The 13,109-nt window shown below is 50.2% G+C and carries 11 protein-coding genes; 4 read left to right on the plus strand and 7 right to left on the minus strand.

All coding sequences use genetic code 11. From position 1 onward, the window contains the following. The 5 genes from F4Y64_11170 to F4Y64_11190 form a co-directional block, all read right to left on the minus strand. On the minus strand, window positions 1-1,128 hold the full coding sequence (locus tag F4Y64_11170; protein MXX98160.1) for a Re/Si-specific NAD(P)(+) transhydrogenase subunit alpha: 1,128 nt from the start codon (window positions 1,126-1,128) through the stop codon (window positions 1-3). Window positions 1,129-1,200: 72 nt separating this feature from the next. Further along, window positions 1,201-2,289 carry a 3-phosphoserine/phosphohydroxythreonine transaminase gene (gene serC / locus F4Y64_11175; GenBank protein MXX98161.1) on the minus strand — a complete coding sequence of 363 codons (1,089 nt, stop codon included), beginning with the start codon at window positions 2,287-2,289 and terminating at the stop codon, window positions 1,201-1,203. Between the two features lie 4 nt (window positions 2,290-2,293). Beyond that, window positions 2,294-3,496, minus strand: a complete 1,203-nt coding sequence (locus F4Y64_11180) for a hydroxyacid dehydrogenase (GenBank protein MXX98162.1) — start codon at window positions 3,494-3,496, stop codon at window positions 2,294-2,296. Further along, entirely contained in the window at window positions 3,496-4,695 is a 1,200-nt protein-coding gene (locus F4Y64_11185) for a DUF1015 domain-containing protein (GenBank protein MXX98163.1), read from the minus strand. The genes F4Y64_11180 and F4Y64_11185 overlap by 1 nt, the downstream gene beginning before the upstream one ends. A gap of 768 nt (window positions 4,696-5,463) precedes the next feature. Then, window positions 5,464-6,870 carry a T9SS type A sorting domain-containing protein gene (locus F4Y64_11190; GenBank protein ID MXX98164.1) on the minus strand — a complete coding sequence of 469 codons (1,407 nt, stop codon included), beginning with the start codon at window positions 6,868-6,870 and terminating at the stop codon, window positions 5,464-5,466. Between the two features lie 611 nt (window positions 6,871-7,481). Here F4Y64_11190 and rfbB point away from each other — a divergent pair. Then, window positions 7,482-8,564 (plus strand): dTDP-glucose 4,6-dehydratase, encoded by a 1,083-nt coding sequence (rfbB, locus tag F4Y64_11195; GenBank protein ID MXX98165.1) that lies wholly within the window; start codon window positions 7,482-7,484, stop codon window positions 8,562-8,564. Then, window positions 8,561-9,253 carry an HAD hydrolase-like protein gene (locus F4Y64_11200; GenBank protein ID MXX98166.1) on the plus strand — a complete coding sequence of 231 codons (693 nt, stop codon included), beginning with the start codon at window positions 8,561-8,563 and terminating at the stop codon, window positions 9,251-9,253. The genes rfbB and F4Y64_11200 overlap by 4 nt, the downstream gene beginning before the upstream one ends. 71 nt (window positions 9,254-9,324) lie before the next feature. Here the strand turns inward: F4Y64_11200 and F4Y64_11205 are convergent, their stop codons facing one another. Continuing rightward, window positions 9,325-9,819 carry a low molecular weight phosphotyrosine protein phosphatase gene (locus F4Y64_11205; protein MXX98167.1) on the minus strand — a complete coding sequence of 165 codons (495 nt, stop codon included), beginning with the start codon at window positions 9,817-9,819 and terminating at the stop codon, window positions 9,325-9,327. 138 nt (window positions 9,820-9,957) lie between these two features. Between F4Y64_11205 and xseA the strand changes: the two genes are divergently transcribed. Further along, a complete protein-coding gene (gene xseA / locus F4Y64_11210; GenBank protein MXX98168.1) occupies window positions 9,958-11,157 on the plus strand; it encodes an exodeoxyribonuclease VII large subunit in 1,200 nt (399 codons plus the stop codon). A 188-nt stretch (window positions 11,158-11,345) separates the two neighbouring features. Then, window positions 11,346-12,311, plus strand: coding sequence for a hypothetical protein (locus tag F4Y64_11215; GenBank protein ID MXX98169.1), 966 nt, complete (start codon window positions 11,346-11,348; stop codon window positions 12,309-12,311). A gap of 3 nt (window positions 12,312-12,314) precedes the next feature. Here the strand turns inward: F4Y64_11215 and F4Y64_11220 are convergent, their stop codons facing one another. After that, window positions 12,315-13,094 carry an SDR family oxidoreductase gene (locus F4Y64_11220; protein MXX98170.1) on the minus strand — a complete coding sequence of 260 codons (780 nt, stop codon included), beginning with the start codon at window positions 13,092-13,094 and terminating at the stop codon, window positions 12,315-12,317. Between the last annotated feature and the right edge of the window lie 15 nt (window positions 13,095-13,109).

The following is a 13,109-nucleotide window of genomic DNA, read 5'->3' on the forward strand; positions in this document are numbered from 1 at the left end:
TTATGATTTGGTCATGCTGAGAACGCGCTCATGCACAATGTGTCCATTGTGGCAAACACAGGCGGCTTTGAAGATTTCATCTTCAAAATTCGGTTGAAAGACCCCATCCTGAACGAATTCATCGATCATTGCTGATACTGTACGCGCGTATAGAAAACTGGCATCTGCGGGCACAGTGGATGGGAGATTCGTATGGCCGATAATTTGAACACCATGATGAACCACTACTTCATCCGCCACCGTCAGGGTGCAATTTCCTCCGCTGGCCGCTGCCAGATCAACGATAATGCTACCGGGCGCCATGGCCTCGACTGCTTTCTGGCTCACTAAGGTCGGTGCAGTGCGTCCCGGAATCAAAGCAGTTGTGATTACTACATCTGACTTCGCCAGATGCGGGACTAGCAGCTCCACCTGCTGCTTCGCCTTGGCATCCATCAATGCCTTGGCATACCCGCCTTCATCCTGCATATCTTCAATTTCGAGGTCTAATTCAACAAACTGTGCCCCGAGGCTTTTGACTTCTTCCCGGGCCGCTTCGCGAATATCGTATCCCCATACGCGGGCCCCAAGCCTGCGGGCGGTTGCAATAGCCTGCAACCCGGCTACGCCAGCTCCCAGAATCGTTACATTTGCAGGGCGAACCGTTCCCGCCGCCGTCGTTAGCAAAGGAAAGAATCTAGAGAGATGATTGGCGGCGATCAGTGCCGCCTTGTAGCCCGCCAAAGAAGCCATTGCGCTGATTGCATCCATCCTCTGTGCCCGCGAGATCCTGGGAACAAGTTCCATCGCCAACGCGGTTACCCCCCGATCAGCTAACTGAGCCATCCGCTCGGGCGTATCAAGCGGCTGGAGGAATCCGATTACAACTGCCCCTGTCTTCAGCCGGCCCATTTCATCCTCGGAAGGCGGCCCTACCAATACAATGATATCCGACTTCCATGCTTCCTGCCCGGATACAATTCGCCCCCCTGCTTCACGAAATGCATCATCGGTGATCTGAGCCCCTTCACCGGCCTTGGACTCTACCAGAATCTCCAAACCCTTCTTGGACAGAGAGGACAAAACTTTGGGCACCAACGCCACTCGCCGTTCTGCCGGTGCTGAGGCGCGAACTATTCCTAGGGTCATGAATCGTATAATCCAAGGAGAATATACAACGATCAGTTAGAATTCCTAGAGATCCGTATCCCTGGACTCGGCCTATCCGTTTTTCTTCTCAAAATCCCCCATAAAGTCGACCAGCACTTCAACGGATTCCAATGGACATGCATTGTAAATAGAGGCACGGATTCCACCGACTGACCGATGTCCTTTGAGTGCGACCAATCCATGCCCTGCAGCCTGTTGGATAAAAACCGGCTCCAGTTCTTCTTTTGCCATTCGGAAAGTTACATTCATGCGGGAGCGAGACTCTTTCTCCGCAGTTCCCCGGTAAAATCCACTGGAGTCTATTGCATCGTACAAAAGTGCGGCTTTCTTTTGGTTCACCGCTTGGATCCCCGGAATCCCTCCCTGATCCTCCAACCAGCCCAGGACCTTTTCGACCATATAAACCGCATAAACCGGAGGTGTATTGAAGCATTTAGCAGCATGCGTACCGTAATTCAACATCGTTGGCAACCCTGCATTGCGAGTTTCCAGAAAACTGTCTCGAACCAACACAACCGTAACTCCGGCCGGACCGATATTTTTCTGTGCCCCTGCATAAATCAGCCCATAGCGATCCAACTCAAGTGGATAACTCAAAAAATCACTGGATGCATCGCAAACAAGTGGGCAGCTTACATCCGGCGTATCATGAAACTGAGTTCCGTAGACGGTATTGTTGGATGTATAATGCAGGTAGGAATCTCGGGAATCCAACTCCCATGATGTCGGATCTGGAATATAGTTAAAGGCTGACTCTGCGCTGGAAGCAGCAATCCGACCATGACCAATCTTGCATGCTTCTACATGCGCCTTCTTTGCCCAGGTCCCCGTAAGAAGGTATGCAGCCTGTCCATCTGGGGGTAAAAAATTTAGCGGCACTTGATGAAACTGCATTGACGCACCTCCTCCAAGAAATAGCACATGCCAATCATCCGTCAACCCCAGAAGATTCCCTATCCGCTCACGGGCAGAGGTCTCAATCTCAATGTATGCTGGGGATCGATGAGAGATTTCCATCACGGATGCTCCCGTATTCCTAAATACAGGCAGCTCTTCACGAGCGGCCTCAATAACCGAGAGAGGAAGCGTACCTGGTCCTGCCGAAAAATTGTGCAAACGCCTAGATTGGGTTAAGGTCATCCGTTCAAAGTTTAATTTCTGAAACAGCTAATACGTCTTGAATATTTTTGAGCAAGCTTGAGAGTTCTTCAGGAGGTTTACCAACGACGCGGATTCGTGCAACAGCGGCATTCATGGAACCAGCAAACACCTGATTTTCCATCTCTTGTACGTTCAGGTTGCACTTACGTATCCTATCCAGCACGCGGGCAAGCACACCAACCTTGTCCAGATGCCGAACCGTTATCAAATGTGTTGCCGCAGATTGAACTGCGATATTGACGCAATTTGGGACAACGCCAGTGTTCGCATACGTATCAATTACGCGTGCAGCCTCATCCCCGGTAGCTTCCTGCGCCTGGGCTGTTGATGCTCCGATGTGATGGGTCAGGTACACGGAAGGATGTTTGTGCAACTGTGTCGTTAGCGGACCCTCCTTGTAGGATGGTTCATCTGCAAACACATCCAGGGCAGCGCGAATTCCGTGCTCATCCAATGCTGTAAGCAAGGCGTTTTCATCCACTACACTACCCCGTGTAGTATTTATAAAAAGCGCCCCTGGCTTCATTGCAGCGAAAAACTCCCTGTTCGCCAGATGAAACGTTGACGGCGTTGCCGCTACATGCAGCGAAACAATGTCCGACTGAGCGGCAACCTGGATCGGGCTATCAACATAGTCCACTCCAAATGCTGCAGCGGATTCAGCGGTAAGTGAGCGACTCCATGCAACCACTTCAAGGCCGAGCCCCTGTGCCATGTGGGCAACAAGCTGGCCAATTTTTCCCATGCCGACGAGCCCGAGCACTCTACCTTTGAGTCCCCGCGCCTTGGCATACCTGCCCTTCTGCCATTTCCCTGCTCGGGCATCCGAGACATTGTCTGGAATCCAACGATCCAGCGAAACGATTAGGCCAATTGTCAACTCAGCAACTGCACTGGCATTTTTGCCAGGACAATTCGCAACGAAAACTCCGAACTCCGAAGCAGCTTCCAAATCAATGGAGTCATATCCGGCGCCGGCCCGCACGATCAGTTCAAGGGACGATGCGTGTTGAATCATACTGCGCGTCACCTTGGTGGATCGTACCACCAGTGACTCTATCCCGTGGGTGACCATTGCTTCCTGCAACTGATCTGCTGAACAAATTTCAACCACCACGGTGTGTCCGGCCTGCCTGAGGGCCTCAATACTTTTTTCGGGCAATTTGTCGGCAATCAGTACACGCATTATCCTGCAAAATGATGAATCAAAAGTCCACTCCGAAGCTTCGGCTCAAACCAGGTTGATTTTGGCGGCATGAGCTCGTGCGCATCCGAGACGGCCAGCAGCTGGTCCATACTGGTTGCGAACATTGAGAAGGCAACAGCGCTATGTTCGCTTTCCTCCACCCGTTTCACAAGCTCATCCGTGCCGCGGATTCCACCCACGAATGTAATGTTTGGATCTGTGCGCTGATCTGTAATCCCTAAAAAAGGCTCCAGGACAAATTCTCCCAAGCGAGCAACATCCAATTGATCTGCCACGCCGCTGCGCCTTGTTGGGGGTAGCGTAACCGTATGCCACGCCCCGTCCGCATACAGAGACACCTCCCCTCGAACCGATGGTGTAGCTTTCGCGGTAGACTTTTGAATCGCACCGATCCCGTCAATCTCCTGAATCAATTTTGCCGCATTCTGTACACGAATGACACGGTTGTACGGCAGAATCTGTGTACTGCCTGCCGGGAAGCATACAGCAGGGAAAAAATCGCTGCCAGACGCTCCCTCCTGATCCCATGCCTTCCAGGCCGCCTCACACCGATGATGTCCATCCGCGATATAGATTGGATCAACTCCTTCAAACGCCTCCACTAAACGCTCCGGATCTGCAAATCTCCACACCGTATGCTGGATCCCATCCTTCGCCGTAAAATCAAATAACGGCTCTGTTTTTGTGCACGCATCCATTAAGTCCATTACTGGTGCATGCTCCTTGAATACCAGATTTACCGGCTCCGCGTGGGCAGCCTGTGTGACGATATGACGGGTTCGATCAGCAACCTTTGGAGGCCGAATATTTTCGTGCTTGAGGATAGCTCCCCGCTTGTATTCTTCAACGGATACAAGCCCATAGATGCCAACCTGTTCGTGTTCATCCATTCGGATGCGGTAAGCATAGAGTGAAGGTTCTGTTTCCTGGTGGCTGTATTCGCCTGAGGCAAAGTGACGCAAATTTTTGGCTCCCTGCAAATAGACAGCCGTATCATATTCATCAATACTTGGATCCAGGTCAATTTCTGGACGGATGATATGAAGGAAGCTTTTTGGGTTCCCTCTCGCCAGTTCACGGGCCTCCGCTACACTGATGACATCATAAGGGACACAAGCGACACTTTCTGCTGCATCAGAAGTGGGCCGAAGGGCGGCGAATGCCTTGATTATTGCCATTGGATAAAGATCAGGTTACATTGAGTATGTGAAGAAATGAATCAATCCTCGAATCCCGCCTTCAACAAAGAATGTGCACGGCTGTGCCCATTTGGACGGGAACCTTTTTGAATGTAGAATTATACAAGGTGTTCTTTCGCGGGGTGGAGCAGTGGTAGCTCATCGGGCTCAGATCTCACCTTCGCTCGGTTGTAGAATACGCAGTTCTCTACCGGTTGTACGGCGATGGTGTTTGTGGGCTGCGTGCGAAAGGAAACTGGCACGTGAATTCTTGTCAAATTCGGGGAAGCCTGTTGCGTGGTAATCCCGAGCCAAGCCCGTTTAGGGAAGGTGTAGAGACTTAATGGCAAGCCCCTAACGGTTCGGCCGAGGGTGAAGAGAAAGTCCAGACCACAAACGGTCCAACTGGATCGGCGATGAAAATCGTAGAGGGTAAGCATAACCCGAAGGTCGCGGGTTCGAATCCCGCCCCCGCTACAAGCAAGACCGACCTTTCGCACTGCGAGAGGTCGGTTTTTCTTTTTCCCGTCAGGCCTAATTTGGGGCGACTGTATTTTTAGATGGCACCAAACATCTTCAACCTGTTGCTAGGCCAAACCGAAGCTTTCATGTGCTGGTGGTTAACGCAAGAGATTCTCGCCTGCTGTGGAACAGACATCCTACAGCACAAACGAAATGCTCCCGCCCACTTAAAAAGAAAGCGCCCCGATACCATTGGGTACCGGGGCGCTTTCTATGGGTTCTGAGTAGCTCGGCTACTCGAACCTACTATTTCACGAGTGTCATGATCCCCGTCTTTTCATACCGACTTTGCGATCCTATCGCAATCATCCGATACAGATAGGTCCCCGATGCTAGGTGAGCGGCATTCAATTCTATGGTGAGGTTCGCACCCGCCTCAAACTGCTGCACGGGTAACTCCGTCACCTTGCGTCCCAACACATCTATAACCTGCAGCGTTACCTTCGCCCTCTCAGGAAGATCAAATAGAATCCGCGTTGACGGATTGAACGGATTCGGGTAGTTCCCCTGGAGCACGAACTCCGAAGGGATTTCGCGAATCTCGTCCTCAACGGCCGTTGACGTACCAGGAAAGAATGAACCAGCCACAATGAGATCTGGATCGCCGGCGAATATTCCTGCCACTCTGATCACATTCGCATAAGTCGTTCTGAGCGATCCTTCCTCATCATCATTGGGATTGTCTGGATCATTCCAGTAATAATCCTCGAAACCACCACCGGCCTGGGCTGTTTTGATGATTCTCTGCACGAAAGTCGAATCTCCTCTAAGATCGGGGTTGCCGAGAACTTGGCGACCTTCCCGATAGGGATCCGTAGCGTGGAATATCACATTACCTTTTTCCGTAATCATATAGAGGTAAACCGTGCCATCTATGAAGTGCCCACCATCTTCGACTTTTATTCGGAGTTGACATCCCAACTGAATCGCAGCAATTAGCCCCTGCTGTTCATAAAAATTCCGCACCCATTCTGTAGCACCGTCCACAAACATTTTGAGAGTTTCGCGGCTCATCACTTCGGCAGCAGAAATCTCAGGGTACTCTAGGTCCTCACGGGGTGTGCACAGACTTTCTAAATTCTGGGAATATCCGCCTACAACCACCAACTCGTAGTTCAATGTGGGTGGTTTGTATCTCATCGCGAAACTCGTCATCCTCGTACAGTCCGAACGATTCATCGGATCATCGTACTTACAATACTCCACCTTTATTGCTTCCTCCTTCGTTGCCTTCAGCATCTCCTTGATCACCTCCGTCCCCTCCCCATCTGTTTCGTTTAGAACGAAGGTATTGTTTAACTGGGGAGACTTGCCATGAAACGTAATGAGTCCGTTGGGGCTGAGGCCCTCGCCTGCTGCAAGCAGAATCAGATAGATCTCGCCTGAATTGTAATCAGAACCTTCTCTGTACAAATCAGCCAAGGTTTCAAGCCCTGCGTCAAGATCTTCGATCTTCTCATACTCCGAGGTGGCCCAGGTGACAAAAGCTTTTAGCGAATCTTCATTCACTATTCCATCCTCACCCACGACTGCGCTGGCTGTCACCTTCGGCACCTGCGCCTGAAGTGAGATTGAGCTAGATAGTTGGACCCATGCTCCCAAAACGATTATTGAGGCCACGGTAACCTTGAATTTCCTACCGATTAACGACATTATTATTTACTCCTCATTTAGATGGATGATGAACAAGTCGACCGTAGCTAATATACGGTAAAATGGAGTAAAAACCTACTCTGGGGAGAGGTGGCCGGGGCAATTTCGTCCTGAGCAACTCCAGACCACACCCCTTAATAACGGACCATTCGAGGTGAGGCTCATGCAATATCTTCGCCTTCAGTAAGCGGCGAACTCTATGTTGGTGAAATCGCTCAGTTGGATTCCCTTTTAACCCAGTATCGGCTTCCCCCTCCGGTAAGGGCAACACGACTTCCCCTTATGCGAACGAAAACTTTGAGAGTACTACGATTCTACAAAAGCTGCGATGCTTCCCCTGAAAGATAGTAAAGGGCAAGCTTGAGTATTTACATAGCCAGGAGGCGACACATGTTCCAAAAGCAACACTGGAAGCAACAGCGCCCCTTGCTGTGCAATGAGGGGGATTTGGAGAGGGGAACCCGAATTTACCGCTTATGCACTGAAAACACCTTCATCATAGCGAACACGACCACAGTATATACATATACGCCAATCTATTCTGATTCCTCTATTTTGTCATCATCTGCAATATTTCCAGAGATTCAGGGAATACTCTCGTGACCTGATCTATGTCCTCAATTCTTCATCAACCCCTCCGTATCCTAGTGACAGGAGGTGCCGGCTTTATCGGTGCAAATTTTCTGCACCGGATTGTCCCGCAGCTCTCCGATACCGTAATCGTAAATCTCGACAAGTTGACCTACGCTGGCAACCTGCAGAGCTTGCAGGCAATTGAGAAGGCACCCAACTACAAATTTGTCCATGGGGACATCTGTGACCTGGATTTAGTGCAAAAATTGTTTGCCGAGTATCAATTCACAACCGTAATTCACTTTGCAGCTGAGAGCCATGTGGATCGGTCCATCCAGTCCCCCATAGATTTTGCACGGTCGAACGTCATCGGAACCGCCTCCATTTTACAAGCCGCCAAAGATTCCTGGATGCATGCCTCATCAGACATGCAGGAATTTCGATTTGTACATGTCTCCACAGATGAAGTGTTCGGAGCCTTGGGTCCTTCTGGTAAATTCTCGCCCGATACTCCCTATGCACCTCGTTCTCCCTATGCGGCTTCGAAAGCGTCTGCAGATCACTTCGTTCGTGCATATGCGGAGACTTATGGTCTTCCAGCGGTGATTTCGAATTGCTCCAACAATTACGGACCCTATCAATTTCCAGAAAAGCTGATTCCGTTGGCGATTGTTCGAGCCCTGGATATGGATCCCATCCCGGTGTATTCAAAAGGAGAAAATGTACGGGACTGGCTTCATGTCAATGATCATTGTGAAGCATTGATGTGCATGCTTCAGCATGGTTTAGCGGGAGAAACCTATTTGGTTGGTGGATCGGGAGAATGTTCAAACCTGGAATTGCTACGATTACTGCTAACTATTGTGGATGAAGAACTAGGACGTACCCCTGAAAGCAGTTGGAAACTCATCAAATTTGTTAAGGACCGGCCAGGGCACGACTTCCGTTACGCAATTGATGCGAGTAAACTTGTAACCGAGCTGGGGTGGGCCCCAAACCATACGCTCGAAGAAGGACTGCGTGCAACCGTTCGATGGTACTTGTCCAACCAGCCATGGCTACAGTCTGTTATGGACGAGAGCTACCGTACGTATCTAAAAACCCAGTATGAGGCAGTATGAAGCTACTGCTGTTTGATATTGACGGAACTCTAATCAAACCCATTCAGTCCAGCCGTGTACATATCGAATACGTACTTGGGGAGCTTTGCGGTCGATCCATTTCAACACAGGGAGTGTCATTTTCTGGACGCACAGACCCACAGATCTTTGAGGAAACTCTACACTTGGCTGGGTTCAGCCCAGAAGAAACGGAGGACCTCATACCGATTGCATTAAAACACTATACCGCCCACGCAACCTATGTTTCCGATGAGGTTGAATCCTCGGATGGTGTCGTAGAGCTTCTCGAATACCTGAAACCAAACAAATCTGTCCAACTGGCTCTCCTGACTGGGAATGTTCGTGTGACTGCATATCGAAAACTGGCTGCAGCCCGGCTGGATGACTTGTTCCCGTTCGGTGCATTTGGGTGCGACCATGCCGACCGGAACAAACTCCCTGCAATCGCCGCTTCACGTGCACTGAAGCACTGCGGAAGAACGTTTGTGAAAGATGACATTGTCATTATCGGCGACTCAGTACATGATATAACTTGTGGCCAGGGGATTGGAGCATTGAGCGTCGCCGTTGCAACTGGATATACAAGCTACCAGGACCTCAAATCAGCAGAACCCGATGTGCTGCTACAGGATTTGACGAATATTGATGACTTCTGTCATCAAGCGGGAATCAAGTCGGACGCTTGTTGAAGAACGCCTTTGGCCACTTTCACCTAGCTAGTCAACTCCAATAATCAATTGACCGGGTAACCCACAAAAAGCTATCCGGCCACTTGAACTTTCATGTCTTTCAGGAGCGCATCACATGCCTGACTCACAATCTGGTATACCTCCTCAAAGATGCCCGTATAGTACGGATCTGGCACCTCATCGTGCATAGATATTGGATCAAACGTTCGCAACAGTTTCACTTTATCGGCATAGCGGCCTTGCTCATCCAATGCCAATACATCTCTCAAATTGCTCCGGTCCATTACAAGGATGAGCTCACACTCTTCAAGATCCTGTTTTGTAATTTTTCGCCCTCGAATGTGTCTGAGCGTAAATCCATGCTTTTCTGCAACCTGACATACCCGTCGGTCAGGGAGTTCACCAAGATGCCAACCGCTTGTCCCCGAAGAGGCTACCTCAATCTCACCTTCCAGGTTGTGCTTTTTCAGTAAATATTGAAAATAGCCGTGCGCGAGTGGGCTTCTGCAATGATTACCTAGACATACAAACATGATACGTCTGGGCTTCTGGTAGGGAACCTTCATGCGCGTGCCTCTTTTTGGGTCGTTATGAGTTTGTGGAGAGTCTGCTTTAACTTTCTAAATCAGTCCGTGATCGAAGCTGATTACAAGAGACCGCCGGGTTCTCTATGGTCACAATAAATCTATGCAGCAGGTAGCAAAATGGGCAGTGGACAAGATGTGGTAATTTCTGTAGGAGAATATCTTTCCCGCTTACGCAAACACGTTCAGGATCATGGGCGTTACTGTGTTGAGGGAGAGCTTTCTGAGCATGCAGCCCGAAGAGGTCATTGGTACTTTACGATCGCAGATGAATCGAGCTCCCTCAAATGCGTGATGTGGCAAAGCCGGACACGGCTCGTAGACTTTACTCCCGAACCCGGACAGCTGTTGCGGGTCTATGGTGCACCTACTGTTTATCCCAAATACTGTAGGCTACAATTTGATGTCCTCAAAATCGAACGTCGCCACACTACGGGTGAGCTTCAACAACGCTTCCTGGAACTCAAGCAAAAACTTGCCCAGGAGGGCCTTTTTGATGAAAGCACAAAATTACCACTACCCCAAATCCCCCAACGTATCGGGATCGCAACGTCTGCGGAAGGGGCTGCCCTGCAGGATATGCTTCGTATTCTACGAGACCGATTCCCTATTTGTGAAGTGATCCTGGCCCCCGTTCGTGTTCAGGGCCCAGAGGCTGCACCTGAAATCGCAGCGGCAATCGATGATTTCTGCAGGCTTGACCAGAACAAACGTCCCGACCTCCTCATTATCGGGCGCGGTGGAGGCTCTCTTGAGGATCTGTGGGCCTTCAATGAAGAAGTGGTTGCACATGCAATCCACAACTCAATAATCCCGGTTATCAGTGCAGTAGGCCATGAAACTGATACAACCATTGCAGACCTTGTCGCAGATCTACGTGCCGCTACGCCCACCCATGCAGCACAAACCGCCGTGCCAGAACAGGCAGCGTTAATCCGAGAAATCCAGGAATATGAACGACAGATGTACCAGACCTTGGAAACTCGGACTGGCTCAATGCGAAGACGAATAGCACAAATTACCGAATCCTACACGTTCAATATGCCGATCAATCATGTCCGTGATGCACAGCAGACGCTTGCCAAACAAACAGATCTGCTGTATGAGGCATGTAATGCCCGTCTCTTGGCTCACAGGCATCGGGTTGAATTGCTCACGGAGCAGATTGCTGGACTAAACCCCCGTCGCGTTCTCATGCGCGGATATGCCCGTGTAGAACGGGATAGGGAAGTTGTGCGTTCTAGCCGGGAGCTGAATAAAGATGATCACCTGTCCATTCACTTTGCTGATGGGCATCGAGAGGCCATTGTCTGTGATTAGTTCTATCTTTAATCTGTATATTTTTTGATCCTTAAGGACTTGATTCCATTAGCAATAATAATTCTACCATAGCGGCCACCCTTGATCTTTCTCCCGGATCCCGTCTTGACATCAAAAATGTCTCTCCGACGCTGGCAGAAATTAACGGTTCTTCCTTTTCCTCTTTCGAAAAAGTTGCCCTCTGCTCGTTGCACACTACGGCAGGGTTCCTAGAACAATCCCTCGCCACCAAGCTTGGGAATAAACCGGAGGGGGTTGATCATCTGGTTCGCTCCGCCCATCGACTCTTTCCAGAAGGTGCACCTTATTGGCATGACCGTATGGAACTTCGCAATGAGTTGACCGCCGAACAACGAAAGTTTGAACCTCTGAACGCAGACTCGCATCTAGCTTTCATCTGCCTGGGGCTGTGCAGTTGTGCCCTCTACGAGTTTGATCCAGATGACCCAATCTATTTTATTGATCTTGACGGGGAATTTCAGGGAACGTTTCGGTCCCGAAAAACTCTCGCCGTGGGATACAACGAGACCCGCTGTGTGCACGAGGATGTTCTTTCGATACGAATGCCCCGTAAAGATCAGCATGCTTTGGACCTCAGCCAACATCTGAATGATCTTCAGGCACTTGTAAACAAGCACAATATTCATCGCGGTCTAGTTACCTTTGAATTGGACTCGAATGAAAAAAATGCCGGGATTACGGTCAATGAATACGAAACGCTACTGGTTGAACGAGATATTACGGACGTACTCAAGAACCCCCTGCGGTATATGCTTGACCACGCCTCCGAGTTAGTGCGGCATCCCTTTACTCTTCCCGGCAAAGCCAAGAAAGTGCTCACCTATGAGCTGCACCTCGCAATTCGGGATGGCCTTCGATTAGCCAGCCGTAGTGTTTCTGCTGTTGAATACATGGTCGAGCGCCTGGGTATGCGCTTACCCTTGCTAGAGTCTGTGATCGACCGGCTTGCGACCCCTCTCGAAACCCGCTGGATGAATTTGGGAACTACTGCCCGCTTCCTTATCAATGCAGGGAATGAAGAGCCGCATGGCCGGATCACAACGGGCACTTACCAGAGTCCAATCCTGATCCAGTGGAGAAGGCCTGACTCAGATATGCGTAATCTGCGTGTCCGCCTGTTGCAGTTTGTCTAGATTTTAGATCAGAGACCGTGACTGCCCCCCGTCAACATTCAGGCAGGCACCAGTAATCAGGCTTGCCCTGTCTGAGAGCAAAAATGCAGCAACATCGGCAATTTCTTCGGCCGTTCCAAACCGGCCAATTGGAAGATTCTCCGCAATAAAGGTTTTCATGCCTTCCGGATCACTCTTGACCCGCTTATCCCAGGATCCTCCCGGAAATCGTATTGAACCGGGGGCCAATGTATTGACTCGGATCCCATCGGAAGCCAACTCAAGTGCCATAATTTTTGCAGCACTCATCAGTGCTGACTTCGTCGTGTTATAGATGGAGAGTCCGGGGCCACCTGCTTCGCGACCAAATATGGATCCCACAAACAGAATTGCTCCGCCGCCACTATTTCGCATGTGAGGGATCGCTGCCCGACTGGCACGCAAATGCATCTTCAAATTCAATGTCAATATATCCTCCCAGTCCTGATCTGATAAATCGGCGAATTTCCCGCGACGATTCCCTCCAGCATTATTGACGAGAAGTTGAACGGTCCCATACTCGCTGACTGCCGCCTCAATCAATTCTTGCGGCTGCCCCGGAACTGTTAAATCCGTCGCCTTTGCCAGAACAGGTACATCATATAACTGGATGATCTCTTCCCGCGCTGAGGACAATACATCTTCCCCACGCGCGCAGATTACCAGCCGACATCCCTCTGCCGCGAGTTGCATCGCAATCGCTTTCCCTAAACCTCGACTTGCCCCCGTGACCACCGCAACCTTTCCCTTAAGTCCTAAATCCATCCTTATATTTAATTT

The sequence above is a fragment of the Rhodothermaceae bacterium genome, from assembly GCA_009838195.1.
In the GTDB taxonomy this organism is placed as follows: domain Bacteria; phylum Bacteroidota; class Rhodothermia; order Rhodothermales; family Bin80; genus Bin80.

What these genes read in the sequence shown, in the direction of transcription:
- F4Y64_11170 (MXX98160.1), bottom strand. Translation starts at nt 1,128, where the DNA reads ATGACCCTAGGAATAGTTCGCGCCTCAGCACCGGCAGAACGGCGAGTG.
- serC (MXX98161.1), bottom strand. Translation starts at nt 2,289, where the DNA reads ATGACCTTAACCCAATCTAGGCGTTTGCACAATTTTTCGGCAGGACCA.
- F4Y64_11180 (MXX98162.1), bottom strand. Translation starts at nt 3,496, where the DNA reads ATGCGTGTACTGATTGCCGACAAATTGCCCGAAAAAAGTATTGAGGCC.
- F4Y64_11185 (MXX98163.1), bottom strand. Translation starts at nt 4,695, where the DNA reads ATGGCAATAATCAAGGCATTCGCCGCCCTTCGGCCCACTTCTGATGCA.
- F4Y64_11190 (MXX98164.1), bottom strand. Translation starts at nt 6,870, where the DNA reads ATGTCGTTAATCGGTAGGAAATTCAAGGTTACCGTGGCCTCAATAATC.
- rfbB (MXX98165.1), top strand. Translation starts at nt 7,482, where the DNA reads ATGTCCTCAATTCTTCATCAACCCCTCCGTATCCTAGTGACAGGAGGT.
- F4Y64_11200 (MXX98166.1), top strand. Translation starts at nt 8,561, where the DNA reads ATGAAGCTACTGCTGTTTGATATTGACGGAACTCTAATCAAACCCATT.
- F4Y64_11205 (MXX98167.1), bottom strand. Translation starts at nt 9,819, where the DNA reads ATGAAGGTTCCCTACCAGAAGCCCAGACGTATCATGTTTGTATGTCTA.
- xseA (MXX98168.1), top strand. Translation starts at nt 9,958, where the DNA reads ATGGGCAGTGGACAAGATGTGGTAATTTCTGTAGGAGAATATCTTTCC.
- F4Y64_11220 (MXX98170.1), bottom strand. Translation starts at nt 13,094, where the DNA reads ATGGATTTAGGACTTAAGGGAAAGGTTGCGGTGGTCACGGGGGCAAGT.